Genomic DNA, 16,935 nt, shown 5'->3' with positions numbered 1-16,935 from the left:
AGAATCAACTATTTCCAAAGAAAAACGGCAAAATCAATGTTTGTACAAAATTCGCTGTGAATTAATCTCACAGGTGAAATGATAGCCGAGATGCCCCCTAAGTTACCTAAAACTGGATCAAATTCTGAAGTAAAAGTTGTGAATAAAACCCCAACGGCCGATCCCTTGGGTGAGGTAGGTCACGACCTTGATCCGGCTAAGCTTGTTACCTTCCCGGACTCCCCTTATCAGCTTTACCAGCCGTTTCCCCCGGCTGGAGACCAGCCCCAAGCCATTGATGCCTTGGTGGAGGGTATTGAGGATGGCCTGACCTTTCAGACTTTATTAGGGGTCACCGGGTCCGGAAAGACCTTCACTATGGCCAATGTCATCGCCAGAACGGGTCGTCCAGCCATTATTTTTGCCCCTAATAAGACCTTGGCTGCCCAGCTTTATAGCGAATTTAGGGAGTTTTTCCCAAAAAACGCAGTCGAGTACTTCGTCAGCTATTACGACTATTACCAGCCCGAGGCCTATGTTCCTCAGCGTGATCTATTTATTGAAAAAGACTCTTCCATTAATGAGCACATCGAGCAGATGCGTTTATCGGCAACCAAGAGTCTATTGGAGCGTCGTGACGTCATCATAGTTGCAACAGTATCTGCTATTTACGGCATTGGTAATCCTGGCGACTATCACAGTATGGTGATGACATTGCGCCCAGGCGACAAGATGAGTCAGCGCGATATTCTGATGCGCCTCATTGCTATGCAATACGACCGTAATGAAACTGATTTCAAACGTGGTGTGTTTCGCGTGCGCGGTGACACGATTGATATTTTCCCTGCCGAACATAACGAGTTGGCAGTGCGAGTGGAATTGTTTGATGATGTAGTGGAGAGTTTGCAATTCTTTGATCCGCTTACAGGAAAAATTCGACAAAAGATTCCACGCTTTACTGTTTATCCAAGTTCACATTACGTCACACCACGCGATACTGTTTTAAAAGCAATTGAAACCATTAAAGCCGAGCTCCGTACACGCTTAGATGAGTTCGTAAAAGATGGTAAGTTGGTAGAAGCGCAACGTCTTGAGCAACGCACACGTTTTGATTTAGAGATGCTCAATGAATTAGGTTTTTGCAAAGGGATCGAAAACTACTCTCGCCACCTTTCAGGCGCAGCCCCAGGTGAAGCCCCGCCAACGCTGGTGGATTACCTGCCCAACGATGCATTGATGTTCTTGGATGAGAGCCATGTCCTGATTGGGCAACTCAATGCAATGTATAACGGCGATAAATCTCGTAAACATACTTTGGCGGAATTTGGTTTTCGTTTGCCATCAGCAATGGATAATCGCCCACTCAAATTTACTGAGTTTGAAACTAAGATGCGTCAAACCATCTTTGTTTCTGCAACACCGGCTGATTATGAGAATACGCATCAAGGTCAGGTGGTGGAGCAAGTTGTTAGACCAACAGGTTTGGTTGATCCAGAAATTGAAGTCTTACCAGCAAGCACGCAAGTTGATGATTTGTTGGATCAAATACATGCACGCGTCAAAGTAGGGGGGCGTGTATTGGTGACGGTCCTCACTAAACGCATGGCAGAACAATTAACAGACTATCTTTCTGATAATGGCGTGAAAGTTCGTTATGTTCACTCAGATATCGATACCGTTGAACGTGTAGAGATTTTGCGAGATTTACGTTTGGGCGTCTTTGATGTATTGGTTGGCATTAACTTATTGCGCGAAGGCTTGGATATTCCAGAGGTTTCTCTAGTGGCAATTTTGGATGCCGATAAGGAAGGATTCTTGCGTTCCGAGAGAAGTTTGATTCAAACCATTGGGCGCGCTGCTCGTAACGTCCGCGGCAAAGCTATTTTGTATGCTGACCGAATCACTGATTCCATGAAACGCGCCATGGGGGAGACCGAAAGGCGCCGTACTAAGCAAATCGCCTTCAATAAATTACATGGCATTGAGCCCAAAGGGGTCCAAAAGCGCATTAAGGACATCATTGATGGCGTTTATGACGTCAAAGAGAGGCGTCAGGAGATGCAGGTGGAGCAGGAGAGAGGGTCTTGCTATGAAGATATGGGCGAGAAGGACTTAGCGGCTGAAATTAAGCGTCTTGAGAAGCAAATGAACGCTGAAGCCAAGAATTTGGAGTTTGAAAAGGCTGCTAGCACTCGAGATAGGCTCACAAGGGTCAAAGAAATGGCCTTTGGAGCGCGGTCTAGAGACTCGATCGGCTAGATTCCTCGCCGTCCTTAGGGATTTTTGGGATAATTCCCGAGCAGATTGCTAGGGCATATGTTAAAGTTGAGTGGAATAGTCGGGTATTACCCGCCCGACTGTTAGCTGTCCATAACAATCCATTACCAAGGTGACATATGAGAATTACAACCAAAGGTCGTTTTGCAGTAACCGCAATGATTGATTTAGCCCTGCGTGAGACGCATGGTCCTGTAACTTTGGCCGGAATTAGTCAAAGACAAAAGATTTCCCTTTCCTACCTCGAGCAATTGTTCGGAAAATTACGTCGCTTCAATATTGTGGAGAGTACGCGTGGTCCTGGCGGTGGTTACACCCTAGCCCGTCCTTCTTCTGAGGTGAGTGTTGCTGACATTATTGTTGCCGTCGATGAGCCTCTCGATGCTACTCAGTGCGGTGGTAAAGGGAACTGTCATACCGATGACGAAAATCATGGGCGTTGTATGACCCACGATCTTTGGAGCAATCTCAACTCCAAAATGGTTGAGTACCTCAGCTTAGTGAGCCTAAAAGATTTGGTTCAACAGCAAGAAGGGCGAGGTATCGTCATCCAAGACATGCGTCAGAAGAAAGTCAAAGTTGAAAGCGCAAAAGCAGATAAGCCTGCGCCTGTGCTTGTAGCGAAAAAAGAGATAGCCCCTAAGGCGCCTTTAGTGAATTCCGTATTCAATTTAGCGCGACAAAGTTAATAACGTATTACCACCGATAGATAAACCATGAACGCCCCAAAAGACCTGCCACAACAACCGGTTCCGATGTTTAGTCCTAAACACTTCCCTGTGTATATGGACTATTCCGCTACAACACCGATTGATCCCCGTGTGGTCGACAAAATGCTGCCATATTTGCGCGAGCAGTTTGGTAATGCTGCTTCGCGTAGCCATGCTTATGGTTGGGCTGCAGAAGAAGCTGTTGAATGGGCGCGTTCAGAGGTTGCTCAATTGGTGCATGCTGATCCAAGAGAAATCGTCTTTACCAGTGGCGCTACAGAAAGTATTAACTTGGCATTAAAAGGTGCAGCGCATTTCTATAAAGATCGCGGCAATCACATCATTACCGTCAAGACTGAGCATAAAGCCACTTCAGATACTTGTCGTGAGCTTGAGCGTGAAGGGTATGAAGTGACTTACCTAGACGTGTTGCCCAATGGTTTGATTGATTTTGCACAACTAGAAACAGCCATGAAGCCAGGCACCATTTTGACTTCAGTAATGTATGTCAATAACGAAATTGGAGTTGTTCAAGATATTTCAGCGATTGGAGATTTGTGTCGCTCACGTGGCGTAGTTTTCCATGTGGATGCGGCGCAAGCAACTGGTAAAGTGGAAATTGACCTCGAAAAGATTAAAGTTGATTTGATGAGTTTTTCTGCTCACAAGACATATGGCCCTAAAGGTATTGGTGCTTTGTTTGTGCGTCGTAAGCCTCGTATTCGTATTGAGGCACAAATTCATGGCGGTGGTCATGAGCGCGGTATGCGTTCAGGAACGCTAGCAATTCATCAAATTGTAGGCATGGGCGAAGCATTCCGCATTGCCCGTATTGAAATGGCTGAAGAAAATAAACGTATCCGTGCCTTGCGCGATCGTTTATTAAATGGCTTAAAAGATATTGAAGAGGTTTATGTCAATGGCGACATGGACAATCGTGTCCCTCATAACCTCAACATTAGTTTTAACTACGTAGAAGGCGAGTCTATGTTGATGGCGCTCAAAGATTTGGCCATCTCATCTGGATCAGCCTGTACCTCAGCATCTTTGGAGCCATCTTATGTATTGCGAGCTTTGGGTCGCAATGATGAGTTGGCGCATAGTTCGATTCGTTTTACCTTGGGTCGCTTTACAACCGAAGAGGAGGTGGATTTCACTATCAAGTTGGTGAAGGAAAAGATTGCCAAGTTGCGCGAGCTATCACCACTTTGGGAAATGTACAAAGATGGAATCGATCTGAACACGATTCAATGGGCTGCACATTAAAAAGAAATATTAAGCATAAAAAATTAAAGAGGAAATACCATGGCATATAGCGAAAAGGTCATAGACCACTACGAAAACCCCCGTAACGTTGGCTCATTTGAGAAGGGTGACGATAGTGTTGGTACTGGTATGGTTGGTGCTCCAGCCTGTGGCGACGTCATGAAATTACAAATTCGCGTAAATGATCAAGGTGTGATTGAAGATGCAAAGTTTAAGACCTATGGTTGCGGCTCTGCCATTGCATCATCTTCATTAGTAACGGAATGGGTGAAAGGTAAAACTTTAGATCAAGCATTAGAGATTAAGAATTCACTCATTGCTGAAGAGATGGCTTTGCCGCCAATAAAAATTCACTGCTCTATTTTGGCAGAAGATGCAATTAAAGCGGCAGTAGCGGATTACAAAGAAAAGCATCCGGCGAAATAAAGAAACGAAGTAAACAAAAAGATTTAAAACTATGGCAATTACTTTAACTGACAAAGCAGCTGCGCACGTAAACCGCAATTTGGAGAAGCGTGGCAAAGGATGTGGCTTACGCTTGGGTGTTCGAACAACAGGCTGTTCCGGCTTGGCATATCAACTTGAGTATGTTGATGAACCAGCTGCTGAAGACCAAGTGTTTGAGTCCAATGGCGTTAAGGTATTCGTAGATCCAAAGAGCTTGGCCTATTTAGATGGGGCTGAACTAGACTTTGTACGCGAGGGTTTGAATGAAGGATTTAAGTTTCAGAATCCAAACGTAAAAGATGAGTGTGGTTGTGGCGAATCCTTCCGCGTCTAACGATTACTTCCGCTTCTTTGGTTTAAATCAGCAATTCAAAATCGACTTGCCTGTCCTTGACCAGGCTTACCTAGCAGTTCAGAAGGAGGTGCATCCGGATCGCCATGCGCGCGGTAGCGATACAGAGCAGCGTTTGGCGATGCAAATGGCCACCTTCGCAAATACTGCTTTTCAAACACTCAAGAACCCTGTGCAGCGCGGCCTTTATATTTGCCAGCTTCATGGTGTTGATGCCAAGCTAGAAACCAATACTGCGATGTCTGCTGCTTTTCTTATGAAGCAAATGGAGTGGCGCGAGTATCTAGACGATCAGGCAGAGGATTTGCCTACATTAGAGGCTTTGATGGCCGAAGTGGAGCAATCCAAGCAAGATACTCTCGCAGAGATCACCCAGGCAATTGACGGCGCTAAAAACTATGTGCGTGCCGCAGAGTTACTGCGTGGCTTACTCTTTATTGATAAGTTTGCTGTAGAGCTAGATGACGCTATTTCTGCTTTGGTATAGCTAGGTTAAATTACACTCAATCTTCTATGGCCTTATTACAAATCTCAGAACCCGGTAAATCGCTAGCGCCACATCAGCACCGTATTGCCGTGGGCATTGATTTGGGAACCACGAATTCTTTGGTTGCCATAGTGCGTGATGCCTTGCCTAAGGTATTGCCAGACGCACAAGGACGTGAGTTACTACCTTCTGTTATTCGTTATTTACCCAATGGTCGCACCCAAGCTGGCTTTGAAGCGCTAGATAGCGTAGTCATCGACCCTAAGAACACCATCGTTTCAGTAAAGCGCTTCATGGGTCGCGGATTGCTCGATGTGGAACATATTGAAAGTGCTCCATACGATTTTGTAGATCAACCGGGAATGCTCAAGCTGAGAACTGTCGCTGGCGATAAAAGTCCTATTGAAGTTTCAGCAGAAATATTGGCTCATTTGCGTCAGTTAGCCGAAGACTCAGTTTCTGAAGAAATTGTTGGTGCGGTGATTACAGTGCCAGCGTATTTTGATGACGCACAACGTCAGGCGACAAAAGATGCTGCGAAATTAGCAGGCATTGAGGTGTTGCGTTTATTAAATGAGCCTACTGCTGCAGCGATTGCTTATGGCTTAGATAATGCTTCCGAAGGTGTCTATGCCGTTTATGACTTAGGTGGGGGCACCTTTGATATCTCTATCCTGCGGATGAGTAGAGGAGTATTTGAAGTGCTTTCTACTGGTGGTGACTCTGCCCTAGGCGGGGATGACTTTGATCACCGCTTGTATTGCTGGGTAATTGAGCAGGCGAAGCTTCCACCGCTATCCATTCATGATCATCGTACTTTGTTGCAGGCCTGTAAGCACGCTAAAGAGCAACTCAGCCACAATCCTTTAGCGCGGGTGCATGAGAAGCTGGCAGACGGAACAGTGGTGAATGTTGGTGTTAGTCAGGCTCAGTTTTTTGAGATCACTCAGAACTTAGTCACCAAAACTCTATTAGCATGCAAAAAGGCTTTGCGTGATGCTGGACTTAAGGCCGAAGATGTTAAGGGTGTTGTGATGGTTGGCGGTTCAACCCGGATGCCAAATGTTCAGCGAGCTGTCGGTGAGTTGTTTGGCACGCAGCCATTAAATAATCTCAACCCTGATCAAGTAGTAGCTCTTGGTGCCGCAATGCAGGCTGATTTATTGGCAGGCAATCAAAGTAAAGATGACGAGTGGCTTTTATTAGATGTGATCCCATTGTCCTTAGGTATTGAAACTATGGGTGGTTTGGTTGAAAAAAGCATTCCACGGAATATGCCTATTCCGGTTGCTAGGGCGCAGGATTTCACCACCTTTAAAGATGGTCAGACTGCTTTAGCTATTCAGGTAGTGCAAGGTGAGCGCGAGTTGGCACAAGACTGTCGCTCTTTAGGTAAGTTTGAATTACGGGGCATTCCAGCGATGGCAGCTGGAGCAGCGCGGATACGCGTGACTTTCCAAGTGGATGCGGATGGCCTGCTTTCTGTGAGTGCAATTGAACAAGGCTCTGGTGTGAAGGCGTCCATTGATATCAAACCTTCCTATGGCTTAACTGATTCTGAAATTGCTCGCATGCTACAAGATGGTTTTGCATCCGCTAAAGAAGATTTGCTTTCTAGATCTCTGCGTGAAGAACAGGTTAATGCACAACGTTTACTAGATGCTGTGCAAACCGCATTAGCAAGCGATCGTAATCTTCTGAATAGCGAAGAGCAAGTGGCCATTGATCAAGAGATGGCGATCTTGCAACAGATTTTGAATAAAGAAACAGACAGTGCCATTGTGCGCAAAGCAGTTGATCATGCAGCCAAGGCCACTGATGAATTTGCCCAAAAACGCATGAACGCCAGTATTCAAAAGGCTCTATCTGGCAAGAATGTTGCCGAGATTTAAGCGAACTAAATATAAATAGAAAAGAATTATGACTCAAATAGTTGTCTTACCGCATAGTGAATATTGTCCAGAAGGCGCTGTAGTTGAAGTCGCCCCAGGCATATCGATTTGTGAAGCGTTACTAGAAAATGACATTCCGATTGAGCATGCGTGCGATATGGTGTGTGCTTGCACCACTTGCCACGTCATCGTGAAAGAGGGTTATCAAAGCCTGAATCCGCCGGATGAAAATGAAGAAGACATGCTTGATCGCGCGTGGGGTTTAAATCCTCAATCTCGTCTCTCATGCCAAGCGATTGTTGCTAAAGAAGATTTGGTAATCGAAATACCAAAATACTCAATCAATCACGCTAAAGAAAATCACTAAGCATTCATCATGAAGTTAGCGATATATAGTCGCCTCATATTTTCTTTTGGAATTGCATTTTCAATTTCATCTTATGCAGATGAATATTCTGGGATCACTACCCTGATTATTAGAAGTGGCAGTAATTGGACTGGAAGTGTCTTGCCATCATATTTAACTAGCTCCCCTGAGATTGCGGTGATGCGCTATGTCATTCCTCCCCAAACTGCTTTGCCAGTTCATAAACATCCAGCAATTAATGCTGCGTATGTGGTCGATAGCGAAATTACCGTAGTGCAAGAAGGTGGTATCCAGCGCAACTTTAAGAAGGGTGATGTCATCATTGAGTTGGTGGATCAGTGGCATTACGGCATGAATCAAGGATCCAAGCCAGTTGAGTTAGTGGTCTTTTATGCAACCACTAAAGACTTACCTCTAGCAATCAGGAAGTCTGCCTCCTAGATTCAGGGCATTAATGCACCAAATTAGCGCATTTTGGTTCTAAATCATGCACTTACTTCAGAGACATGTTTAAAGCGGGATTAATATGAAGTTGTAGTTCATTCTTTAGGTAGTACCTCCAAAAAATCTTTTAAGCCATTCTTCGGGGTAGCTTTTCTTTTGGGTAAATTAGTAATCCATTCTTCCATCTAATGAATTAATCAACTTAATAATTCGAAATTTCTTGGTTCACTAATCGGATCGTAATTTCTAAACTGAATGTAATTCAACCAAGGGAGGCGCGATGACGGTTTTAATCGTAGGTGGCGATTGCATTTCGAGTATTACAAAATACCTGGCTCAAAATGGATACGATCAAATTCAACATTGGGATGCTAGGCGTAACGGCGACACACATCGCTACATGCCACAAAACACTCGCTTGGTTGTCATTTTGATTAACTTTCTCAATCACGGCATGGCTAGGAAAATTAAACGTAATGCAGAACAGTTGGGCGTGCCAGTTTTATTTACTGCAAACAAAGCCTATAAATATATAAAATTATTGAGATGCTGCCTCTCGAATCATGCCCGCAGCCACTGTGTGATTGGTCGCTTCATCAATTAAGATGAATGCGCCAGTTCGCTGGGATTGAGCAAATAAGTCGGCTGCAATAGGCTTTTGTAAAACAAAATCAACTCTGCCGATTTCATTAGCTGAAAGAGCATGTATATCACTTGCATGCGATAGAGTTTGAACATCTAATACTCTTTGAATTGCCTTCACCTTTGCAGCAACTGTATTGGTAGTGTGTCGGAGTGCGTATTTACGGCTTAATGACAGTGGCTCTACGTCTAACCAGCATAAATCAGCAGAAATTAGTTTGGTAAGCACCGGTGGATTCAGATCGTCAGTGCTTATAAACATAGATCCGCGAGAGACGTGTCAATGTCTTCGCTAAGTTCAATCGCTACAGATTGACCAGTCTCTGCTAGGTCAGCCACATTGCTACTGCTCTGTTTGTTAACAAAGCCATTGCCGAGATATATCTCCGATACCGTTGCTTCAAAGCCACTAGGTAGCACTCTAATTTTTTGACCTTTACGAATCTTGCCAGATTCAACTTCACCAAGATAACCCCGGAAATCATCGGAAGCACTCCCATCCTGTCGTGCAACATATTGGATCGGTAGGCGCAAAGATAGTTTTTCTGATTCAGGGCTAGTATCCAGACCCTCTAGCCACTCAAGCAGAGTGGGGCCTTTATACTCTAAGGAGTACTTTTGCTTGCATTAACGACATTGGCGCCTAGTAGTGCCGAGATCGGAATTAACGTCGGCTTGGCTAAACCAATTTTTTGCGTGAGATCTTCAATTGACTCTTTGATGGTGTTAAAAATCTTTTCATCAAATTCATATAAGTCCATCTTATTGATTGCGAATACCACATGCCGAAGACCTAGCAAATGAACAATCGCGGTATGACGTTTAGTCTGGGCTAGTAAAGTTGCAGGGGTGGTATTTAAATCAACACGTGTAGCATCCACCAATATCACAGCTACATCAGACTGTGAGGCTCCTGTTACTAGATTACGAGTGTATTGCTCATGACCTGGAGCATCTGCCACAATAAATTTTCTCTTGGGAGTGGAGAAGTAGCGATAAGCAACGTCAATCGTAATTCTCTGTTCACGTTCAGCTTCTAGCCCATCCGTGAGTAGCGCTAAATCTACCCCTGCATTAGAGGATGTGACGCGCGCATGCTTTGTCTTGGATAGCGACTCTAATTGATCCACCAAAATAGATTTAGTGTCATAAAGTAAGCGTCCAATCAAAGTGCTTTTACCATCATCTACGCTACCGGCGGTGATAAAGCGCACTATGTTTTGATGTTTTAGATTTGTTGTCATTAGAGGTAACCTTCTTTCTTTTGCGGCGCTCCATAGAGGCCTCATTCGTTTGATCATCCATGCGGGTGGCGCCGCGCTCAGTAATTTCTGTTATTGTAGTTTCTGCAATGATCTCGAGTGGAGTGGCGGCAGCGCTTAATACTGGACAGGTGCAGCTAATGTCACCAACCGTTCTAAAGCGTACCCTCAGTATTTCGCTGATATCACCAGGCACCTTTGGCGTAACGTTCGTAACGGGAACTAATAAATTATTTTTCACTACTACTTCACGCTCATGTGTGTAATAGATGCTAGGAAGTTCTAAGTTTTCACGGGCAATATATTGCCAAATATCCAATTCTGTCCAATTGGAGATTGGAAACACGCGCATATTCTCGCCTCTAGCAATGCGAGCGTTATATAGATTCCACAGCTCTGGACGCTGCGCTTTAGGGTCCCATTGACCAAATTCATCGCGGAAAGAGAAGATGCGCTCTTTGGCACGAGCCTTTTCTTCGTCTCGGCGAGCTCCACCCATCAGCGCATCGAATTCATGTTCTGCAATCGCTTCACGCAAGGTAACTGCTTGCGCCGCATTTCGTGAATCAGTTTCTTTACGTAAGCGAACGCTACCCTTTTTGATTGAATCTTCAACATGGCCCACTATTAACTTCACCCCAGTTTTTTCTACAACGGCATCACGATAGGCAATGACCTCTGGGTAGTTATGGCCTGTATCAATATGCAAAATGGGGAAGGGGAGTTTGACTGGGCGATCGCCGAACTGAAATGCCTTTCGAGCTAAACATTGAGCTACCACTTCGCGGATGATATAAATCGACTCAGCCTCAAGCCAGTCAAGGTGATCATTTAATAATGTTTGTTCTTGCATACTGTACTTCGTTCTATTGAGGTTAATTATTGATTGACGTGTAAACCGCACTCTTTGCTATCGCTCTGCAGCCACCACCAACGACCAGCACGGATGTCTTCACCTTTTTTCACCTGTCGAGTACAGGGCTCGCAACCAATGCTGGGATAGCCCTTTAGATGTAGTGGATGAATGGGTACGTTTTCTTGTTGGATGTAAGCCCAGATATCTGCTTCTGACCAATCAAACAATGGGTTGAATTTGGCAATACCTCGGGCATCGTCATGCTCTTTAAAATTGAGTTCCGTACGTGTGCCGATTGTTCACGTCTTTGGCCGGTAATCCAGGCATTAGCACCCAATAGCGCTTCATTGAGTGGTTTGATCTTTTGCGTGCGCCGCAACAGGCCTTCTTAGGCTCCTCACCATCGTAGAAGCCATTCATGCCATATTGATCAACGAAAGCTTGTACATCGCTTTCTTGAGGATAAATTTTTTCGATCGAAATTTGATACTTGTTTTCGGTGGTCTTCACCATATCAATAGTCTCTTGATGCAGCCATCCAGTTGCTAAAGTAAACAATTGAATTTTTGCGCCTGCTTTGCTTATGGCATCTGTGAGCACCATATCTTCTGCAGCAAGACTAGTAGCAAAACGAACATCAGAAAAGCGTTTGGATAAATCTAATAATCGTTCCCGCAGGATGAGGGATTTTTGCGCAAGTTCACTTGGCGTAAGAGCGCTGGATGGAATAGTCCAAAACGTTGGCTTTTCAAGGTGAGATGGGGGGGTGGAGCAAAGTCATTCAATATTCCTAATTCAATCAATATCTATATCTGCATCGGGATTTAATGCACTCTTGATTTTTGACTCAACTAATTTTGGTGAGCAAAGTTCAATAAACTCATATGCAAAACCACGCAGAAAATATCCTTTTCTGAGGGCAGTGCGTGTGGTGTTTTCTTCAAAAAGTGAAGCAACATCTAATAAGCTAAGTTTGCTATCCCTATCGGCTTGATAAGTCATTGAGGTAATAATCCCAATTCCAAGACCTAGTTCAACATAAGTTTAATTATGTCGGCATCAAGAGCGGACATCACGATATCCGGGGTAATGCCTGCATTTGAGAAGGTTTGATCAATTGTTTTTCTGCCGGTAAAGCCTTCTTGATAGGTCACGATAGGGAATTCCGCAATGTCTTCCAGAGTGATTTTTTTACCGTCTAGTGCATGGTCTTTGGGAATAATGACCGTGTGATGCCATGTGTAATAGGGAAAAGTGACTAATTCAGGTATGCCTTCTAATGCCTCGGTAGCAATGCCGATATCAGCTTGACCCTTGAGTAGTAACTCAACAATTTCTTGTGGGCTGCCTTGGTGAAGGGCAAGGTGGACTTTGGGATAGCGTTTCTTAAATTGACTGACGACAGTTGGTAATGCATATCTGGCTTGAGTATGAGTAGTGGCAACAGTAAGTTGGCCCTTGTCTGTCTGGCTAAATTGTTCTCTCAGTTGTTTTATATTTTTGGTGTCTAGCAAGATGCGTTCAACAATCGTTAGAAGCTCTTTTCCTGGTTCGGTAAGGCATAAGAGTCTTTTGCCTTTTCGTACAAATAACTCAATGCCTAATTTATCCTCTAGATCCAGAATATGTTTACTAACACCTGATTGTGAAGTGGCCAGTGCATTCCCAACCTCTGTGAGGTTGAAATTGCGCTGTGCTGTTTCTCTGATGATACGAAGTTGCTGGAAGTTCATAGTAATTTGATCATTCTTTATTTAACGTTTTCAAATACACGTAATTGGGAAGGTGCGATACGCACTTGTTGACCTTCGGATAAACCACGTTTCAAAACTTCAGCTCTAGGTAATTCGACTTCATAAAAATGCTGTTTATTACCATCTTCAAGAGCTACTTCAGCCGACAGCTCAATCCGGGAGTTCAACCCGAATGACAGAATTTGATCAATAGTGGCTTTTACACCTTCTGACTCTTCTTCCATTGTGAGAATGTCTAATTCATGGGGACGTACAAAAGCTAAAACGGAAGCGCCTTGTGAAATGGTTTGGGATTTATTGTGATTCAGAGTGTCATTTCCTACCTGTATTCCTTCGCCCTCTATGCGGCCATGAAATAGGTTCACATTACCTAAAAATCCATAGACAAATGGGGTTGCGGGGTGCTCGTAGACTTCATCTGGGTTGCCGATTCGCTCGACTTTGCCTTGGTTCATCAGCACAACACGATCCGCTACTTCGAGAGCCTCTTCCTGATCATGAGTAACAAAGATGGAGGTAATATGAAGTTCATCGTGAAGCTTGCGTAGCCAGCGACGAAGTTCTTTACGAACCTTAGCGTCCAAGCGCTCCAAAAGGCTCATCAAGCAACAGTACCTTTGGTTCAACTGCCAAAGCGCGCGCTAAGGCTATCCGTTGGCGTTGCCCTCCGGATAGCTGGGCTGGGAATCGATCATGTAGCCAATCAAGCTGCACTAATTTAAGAAGCTCATGGACTTTATGCGCAATTTCTTCTTTACTAGGACGCTCTTTACGATTCTCTACCTGCAAACCAAAAAGCTACATTATCAAAAACGGTCATGTGCTTAAAAAGTGCGTAGTGCTGAAATACAAACCCCACCTGCCTGTCTCGAACTGGAGTGGTAGATGTATCTATTCCATCTAGAATGATATTGCCGATATCAGGAGTTTCTAATCCAGCAATAATTCTTAAGAGAGTGGTTTTGCCGCAGCCAGAAGGGTCCAGAAGAGTAACTAACTCACCGGAGGGAAATCAAGAGATACATTGTTGAGTGCAACAAAGTTTCCAAAAGTCTTGTTAATATTTTTTGACTTCAATGCTCATAGTGGCCCTTCAATTGCTGGTGTTGCGTTTGTTTCAAATTTGAGGCGCCATTCAACATAGGTTTTAGCTGCCAGAGTAAATAAGGCCAATAGGGGCCAGTAGAGATGCCACTGCAAACGCAGCGACAAAGTTATATTCGTTGTAGAAGATCTCTACCTGCAATGGAATGGTGTTGGTATATTCACGGATATGTCCAGAAACAACTGAAACCGCCCCGAATTCACCCATAGCGCGTGCATTACAAAGAATCACGCCATACAAGAGCCCCCATTTAATATTGGGAAGCGTGACATACCAAAAAGTTTGCCAGCCACTTGCACCCAAGACTGTAGCCGCCTCTTCTTCGCGACCTTGAGCTTCCATGAGGGGAATCAGTTCACGAGCAATAAAGGGAAAGGTGACAAAAATAGTTGCCAAAATAATTCCGGGGATGGCAAAAATAATTCTGATGTCGTGATCGTTTAGCCAAGTGCCAAACCAACCTTGAGCACCAAAGACTAAGACATAAATTAAGCCTGCGATAACAGGTGATACCGAAAATGGAATATCAATCAGGGTAATTAATAAGCGCTTGCCTCTGAAATCAAATTTAGCGATAGCCCAAGAGGCAGCAACACCAAATACCAGGTTAAGGGGAACTGCAATTCCAGCCGCTAGGAGAGTTAATTTGATTGCGGACCAGGTGTCTAGCTCTGTAAGTGCATTGAAATAAAAAACCCATCCCTTGTGTAGCGCCTCGGCAAAGACTGAAAAAAGAGGTAGTAATAAGAAAATGCCAAAGAAACCCAATGAAAGCGATAAGGCAAGTGTTTTAACTAGGACAGAGTCACGAGTTGCGCTACTGCGCTCGAAGCGAGTGGTGCTCATCAGTGGGCTCTCCCCGTCCGCTTGGCAGTCCAAGCCTGAAGCCCAGTAATTGCAAGCAATAGCAGCATAGAAATTGCTAGCATGACGGTAGCGATTGCAGTAGCGCCAGCACATAGTCATACTGCTCTAACTTGGTAATGATCATGAGAGGTGTAATCTCAGACACCATTGGGGTATTGCCCGCAATAAAAATGACGGAGCCATATTCCCCAACAGCTCTTGCAAAAGCCAAGGCAAAGTCCGTCAATAAAGCTGGAAACAAAATAGGAAGCACAACTCTTTTAAAGGTTTGCCAACGATTTGCGCCAAGACTGGCAGAGGCCTCTTCTAATTCAATCTCAGTCTCTTCTAATATGGGCTGCACCGTTCGCACTATAAAAGATAGGCCAATAAAAATGAGTGCAACGAGTACACCCCCAAGGTGTAAAGGCAATCTTGATACCCAATGGCTCTAAATACTGCCCAATTCAACCATTTTTTGCGTATAAGGAGGCAAGCGCGATACCAGGTAACAGCAGTGGGGAGGGCAAAGGGAAGGTCAACTAGGGCATCAACTAAATTTTTACCAATAAAGGCGTATCGTACAAGAGACCAAGTAAGTAAAAGACCAAAACCTGTATTGATCAGTCCAGCTAATAGAGCCATTCCAAAACTGAGGCGATACGATGCCATCACACGTGGAGCGGTGACTTCATTAATGAATTCTCCAAACGTCAGGCTAGTAGTTTTGAAAATTACCGCTGAAAACGGAATTAAAACAATGATTGATAAGTAAACAATCGTGCAACCAAGTGATAAGCCAAAGTCTGGGAATATGCTGTTTTTCTTTACTGTAGGCATCCCTTGAGTCTAGGGCTTGCCCTAATAAAAGGGAAACAAGAAAAGATCATTAACTTATACGTTAAATGCATATAAGAATTATTAGTAAAGAAAAAGCCCGGATATTGTTGTCCGGGCTCTTGTGTTTAAAGTCTTTAGATGATTTTGTTATTTGATAATAATTTCATCGAATATCCCACCATCATTAAAGTGGGTCTTTTGCGCTTTATGCCAACCGCCAAATACTTGATCAATCGTGACTAATTTGACTTTTGCAAACTGGTTAGCATATTTAGCGGCAACCTTAGGGTCACGTGGTCGATAGTAATTTTGAGCCGCAATCTCCTGACCTTCAGGGGTGTATAGATTCTGCAAGTAGGCTGTTGCTACTTTACGGGTACCCTTTTTATCCACTACTTTATCCACTACAGCAACGGGTGGCTTAGCCAATATGGATAGGGATGGAGTAACGATTTCAAATTTTTCAGGCCCCAATTCCTTTATTGCCAAGAAGGCTTCATTCTCCCATGCAAGTAATACATCGCCAATTCCTCGCTCAGCAAAGGTGGTTGTAGCTCCACGAACTCCAGAATCCAATACCTTTACATTGGCATAGAGTTTTTTGACAAATTCTTTCGCTTTAACCTCATTGCCATCGGGTTGTTTAAGTGCATAAGCCCATGCTGCTAAATAATTCCAGCGTGCTCCACCCGATGTTTTGGGGTTGGGCGTAATGACTTCAATACTGGGCTTGACTAGGTCATTCCAGTCTTTAATGCCCTTTGGATTTCCTTTTCTTACTAGAAAGACAATCGTTGATGTATGTGGTGAGGCGTTATCTTTAAATTTCTTTTGCCAATCCTTTGCAACCAATCCTTTGTCGGCCAGTATGTCAATGTCATAGGCTAAAGCAAGGGTGACAACGTCAGCATCAAGCCCATCTAAAACAGCTCGAGCTTGCTTTCCATAGCCACCATGAGACTGTTTGATGGTAATTTCTTGGCCGCTAGATTTCTTCCAGTCGGCTGAAAAGACCTTGTCGTAATCTTGATAAAGTTCGCGCGTAGGGTCGTAAGAGACATTCAGAATGCTTTGTTGCGCAAAGCTAGTGGAGAGTAGGCCGGCCCCTAATAAAAGGGCGGCTAAGATTTTTGATAGACCACGATATTTCATTGCAATTCCTTTCTTTCGAACAATCAATTTATGCTTTTTGAGATTGGAATAAAAGAAAGAAAAAGTATTATCTATATCTTGATTCTCTATATCAAAAATATAGGAATAGATATGAAAAATACTTGGTTTTAATTGCGATAGTCTCTCAATATGATGAATGACATCATCAATGGGAGTGTAATTATGAATTCTTTGTCATCAGCTTTTGGAGCAATTATTGGATGCGCGCTCTTGGCTCTCTCAAGGAATTTGGCATT

General features: G+C 44.0%; 11 protein-coding genes and 7 pseudogenes. 10 read left to right on the top strand and 8 right to left on the bottom strand.

Features of this window, described 5'->3' with window-relative positions:
* Nucleotides 1–78 precede the first annotated feature (78 nt).
* From uvrB to DXE37_RS14415, 10 genes are all read left to right on the top strand, one after another.
* Nucleotides 79–2,238 (top strand): excinuclease ABC subunit UvrB, encoded by a 2,160-nt coding sequence (uvrB, locus tag DXE37_RS08390; protein ID WP_231971285.1) that lies wholly within the window; start codon nt 79–81, stop codon nt 2,236–2,238.
* A gap of 137 nt (nt 2,239–2,375) precedes the next feature.
* Nucleotides 2,376–2,945 carry a Fe-S cluster assembly transcription factor gene (locus DXE37_RS08385; RefSeq protein WP_114637173.1) on the top strand — a complete coding sequence of 190 codons (570 nt, stop codon included), beginning with the start codon at nt 2,376–2,378 and terminating at the stop codon, nt 2,943–2,945.
* 27 nt (nt 2,946–2,972) lie between these two features.
* Nucleotides 2,973–4,232: an IscS subfamily cysteine desulfurase gene (locus DXE37_RS08380; protein WP_114637172.1), complete on the top strand. Its 1,260-nt coding sequence runs from the start codon at nt 2,973–2,975 to the stop codon at nt 4,230–4,232.
* 39 nt (nt 4,233–4,271) lie between these two features.
* A complete protein-coding gene (iscU, locus tag DXE37_RS08375; protein WP_114637171.1) occupies nt 4,272–4,658 on the top strand; it encodes a Fe-S cluster assembly scaffold IscU in 387 nt (128 codons plus the stop codon).
* Between the two features lie 31 nt (nt 4,659–4,689).
* Entirely contained in the window at nt 4,690–5,013 is a 324-nt protein-coding gene (iscA, locus tag DXE37_RS08370) for an iron-sulfur cluster assembly protein IscA (protein ID WP_114637170.1), read from the top strand.
* Entirely contained in the window at nt 4,991–5,518 is a 528-nt protein-coding gene (gene hscB, locus DXE37_RS08365) for a Fe-S protein assembly co-chaperone HscB (RefSeq protein ID WP_231971284.1), read from the top strand. The genes iscA and hscB overlap by 23 nt, the downstream gene beginning before the upstream one ends.
* 26 nt (nt 5,519–5,544) lie before the next feature.
* Nucleotides 5,545–7,410: a Fe-S protein assembly chaperone HscA gene (gene hscA / locus DXE37_RS08360; RefSeq protein WP_114637168.1), complete on the top strand. Its 1,866-nt coding sequence runs from the start codon at nt 5,545–5,547 to the stop codon at nt 7,408–7,410.
* 28 nt (nt 7,411–7,438) lie between these two features.
* The gene (fdx, locus tag DXE37_RS08355; RefSeq protein WP_114637167.1) at nt 7,439–7,777 is read left to right on the top strand and encodes an ISC system 2Fe-2S type ferredoxin; all 339 of its coding nucleotides are present in this window, start codon (nt 7,439–7,441) and stop codon (nt 7,775–7,777) included.
* 9 nt (nt 7,778–7,786) lie between these two features.
* Complete coding sequence (locus DXE37_RS08350; protein WP_114637166.1) at nt 7,787–8,218, top strand: cupin domain-containing protein; 432 nt, start codon at nt 7,787–7,789, stop codon at nt 8,216–8,218.
* 283 nt (nt 8,219–8,501) lie between these two features.
* Nucleotides 8,502–8,825: a DUF2325 domain-containing protein gene (locus DXE37_RS14415; protein ID WP_114637165.1), complete on the top strand. Its 324-nt coding sequence runs from the start codon at nt 8,502–8,504 to the stop codon at nt 8,823–8,825.
* Here the strand turns inward: DXE37_RS14415 and DXE37_RS08340 are convergent.
* The 8 genes and pseudogenes from DXE37_RS08340 to DXE37_RS08295 all read right to left on the bottom strand — a co-directional run bounded on the left by DXE37_RS08340 (nt 8,760) and on the right by DXE37_RS08295 (nt 16,705).
* Nucleotides 8,760–10,107 (bottom strand): annotated as a pseudogene (locus DXE37_RS08340) (sulfate adenylyltransferase subunit 1). The gene DXE37_RS14415 and the pseudogene DXE37_RS08340 overlap by 66 nt on opposite strands.
* Nucleotides 10,107–10,978 (bottom strand): annotated as a pseudogene (gene cysD / locus DXE37_RS08335) (sulfate adenylyltransferase subunit CysD). The pseudogenes DXE37_RS08340 and cysD overlap by 1 nt, the downstream one beginning before the upstream one ends.
* Nucleotides 10,979–11,004: 26 nt before the next feature.
* Nucleotides 11,005–11,710 (bottom strand): annotated as a pseudogene (locus DXE37_RS08330) (phosphoadenylyl-sulfate reductase).
* A 66-nt stretch (nt 11,711–11,776) separates the two neighbouring features.
* Nucleotides 11,777–12,714: pseudogene (locus tag DXE37_RS08325) on the bottom strand (CysB family HTH-type transcriptional regulator).
* A gap of 17 nt (nt 12,715–12,731) precedes the next feature.
* Nucleotides 12,732–13,819, bottom strand: a pseudogene (locus DXE37_RS14410) (sulfate/molybdate ABC transporter ATP-binding protein).
* Nucleotides 13,816–14,686, bottom strand: a pseudogene (cysW, locus tag DXE37_RS08305) (sulfate ABC transporter permease subunit CysW). The pseudogenes DXE37_RS14410 and cysW overlap by 4 nt, the downstream one beginning before the upstream one ends.
* Nucleotides 14,686–15,526, bottom strand: a pseudogene (gene cysT / locus DXE37_RS08300) (sulfate ABC transporter permease subunit CysT). Before cysT ends, cysW begins: the two co-directional pseudogenes overlap by 1 nt.
* A gap of 147 nt (nt 15,527–15,673) precedes the next feature.
* Nucleotides 15,674–16,705 carry a sulfate ABC transporter substrate-binding protein gene (locus tag DXE37_RS08295; RefSeq protein ID WP_415066950.1) on the bottom strand — a complete coding sequence of 344 codons (1,032 nt, stop codon included), beginning with the start codon at nt 16,703–16,705 and terminating at the stop codon, nt 15,674–15,676.
* Nucleotides 16,706–16,935 lie beyond the last annotated feature (230 nt).

Source organism: Polynucleobacter necessarius (assembly GCF_900095205.1).
GTDB lineage: Bacteria > Pseudomonadota > Gammaproteobacteria > Burkholderiales > Burkholderiaceae > Polynucleobacter > Polynucleobacter necessarius_E.
Note: the sequence above shows the minus strand (reverse complement) of the source record. Positions and strands in the feature narration are given on the sequence as shown.

Coding starts and splice junctions, on each gene's coding strand:
- uvrB (WP_231971285.1), top strand. CDS start 79: ATGATAGCCGAGATGCCCCCTAAGTTACCTAAAACTGGATCAAATTCT.
- DXE37_RS08385 (WP_114637173.1), top strand. CDS start 2,376: ATGAGAATTACAACCAAAGGTCGTTTTGCAGTAACCGCAATGATTGAT.
- DXE37_RS08380 (WP_114637172.1), top strand. CDS start 2,973: ATGAACGCCCCAAAAGACCTGCCACAACAACCGGTTCCGATGTTTAGT.
- iscU (WP_114637171.1), top strand. CDS start 4,272: ATGGCATATAGCGAAAAGGTCATAGACCACTACGAAAACCCCCGTAAC.
- iscA (WP_114637170.1), top strand. CDS start 4,690: ATGGCAATTACTTTAACTGACAAAGCAGCTGCGCACGTAAACCGCAAT.
- hscA (WP_114637168.1), top strand. CDS start 5,545: ATGGCCTTATTACAAATCTCAGAACCCGGTAAATCGCTAGCGCCACAT.
- fdx (WP_114637167.1), top strand. CDS start 7,439: ATGACTCAAATAGTTGTCTTACCGCATAGTGAATATTGTCCAGAAGGC.
- DXE37_RS08350 (WP_114637166.1), top strand. CDS start 7,787: ATGAAGTTAGCGATATATAGTCGCCTCATATTTTCTTTTGGAATTGCA.
- DXE37_RS14415 (WP_114637165.1), top strand. CDS start 8,502: ATGACGGTTTTAATCGTAGGTGGCGATTGCATTTCGAGTATTACAAAA.